This window comes from Bacillus sp. AFS001701, assembly GCF_002559405.1.
GTDB lineage: Bacteria > Bacillota > Bacilli > Bacillales > Bacillaceae_G > Gottfriedia.
Map to the genome: position 1 here is coordinate 1 of NZ_NTZO01000185.1, position 1,290 is coordinate 1,290.

Genomic DNA, 1,290 nt, shown 5'->3' on the forward strand with positions numbered 1-1,290 from the left:
TTTATAATGAGGTTGTTAATAAACGAATAAAGTTAAAAAAATTTAATTAATTCGTAATCATTCCTTTTTATACTTTAAAAAAAATGTAAGATCATTCTTATCAAACAATTAGGTACATAAATTTAATAAAATATTCAAAATCGTAATAAATACGATTTAATCCTTTGTCATTATAGAACAGTAATGATTAATGTGCAAGAAAAATGCGATTTAAGTGGATAAATAGATAAAAAAAAGTATGCTTTGATGAAAAAATACATCAAAACATACTTTTTATTAAGACTTTCGTTTTAAACGGAATTTACGTGGTTTCTTATTTTCATTACTTGATTGTTTCTTCTTACTTTTAAAGAATTGAAAGAAAATAAAGAAGATATAAAGCGGAATAGCTAAATAAATAAAGAATGGCCATTGTTCTTTTTTAGCATGCCATACTAGATATAATGCGTATCCTAAAAAAATCGTAATAATTGTAGCATATTTAGGAATCGGAATATCTTTAAAGCTTGGAATTTTAATTCTACTAACCATTAAGAATGCTAATGCAACAAAAACTGTTATGATGACTATTTGTGGTATTCGACTTCCAAATAATGTTAAAAAGGCAACAAGACCACCAGCTGCTGTAATTGGTACTCCAGTAAAATATTTTAGTGAAGTTGAAATCGGTGTAACATTAAATCTTGCTAATCTATATGCCCCAAACAGTGGGAATAAACCAGCAATTGCTAGACCAAAGATACCTTCAGTTGAAAATTGTGTACAATATACCAAATAGGAAGGTGCAACTCCAAAAGTAACTATATCAGCTAAAGAGTCTAGTTCTTTTCCTAATTGTGATTGGACGCCTAAAACTCTAGCAACTCGACCGTCCATACTATCGAGCATCATTCCTATTAAAATAAGAATTGCGGCGTTTCTAAATTCTCCTTTTGCTGCAAAGCCGATCGATAAAAACCCACAATATAAATTCCCTAGAGTAAATAGGTTTGGAATACTTTTTCTTATCATACATTCACTTCCTAAAATTGATATAAAAAATAAATATGTTCAAATTCAATAAGATATATTATAACCTAAAATTTAGTAATAATGGTGGAATCTAATAATTAAGTTCATAAAATGTTTATAGAATCGACATAAAGTCTTTGGAAATTGACGTATTTTGGACCGATAAAATATGTGAATAGTAATACAATCATATTGCACTACACTAAAATTAATAAAAAATATGATATTTGAACTAGGAATTTGGGGGAATTTAATAAAAAATAAATTAAATATTAAAAA

General features: G+C 27.1%; 1 protein-coding gene. It reads right to left on the minus strand.

Annotated features, from left to right (window positions below; all coding sequences use genetic code 11):
• Window positions 1–276: 276 nt before the first annotated feature.
• Complete coding sequence (gene pssA, locus CN514_RS13375) at window positions 277–1,011, minus strand: CDP-diacylglycerol--serine O-phosphatidyltransferase (protein ID WP_098233019.1); 735 nt, start codon at window positions 1,009–1,011, stop codon at window positions 277–279.
• Window positions 1,012–1,290: the final 279 nt, after the last annotated feature.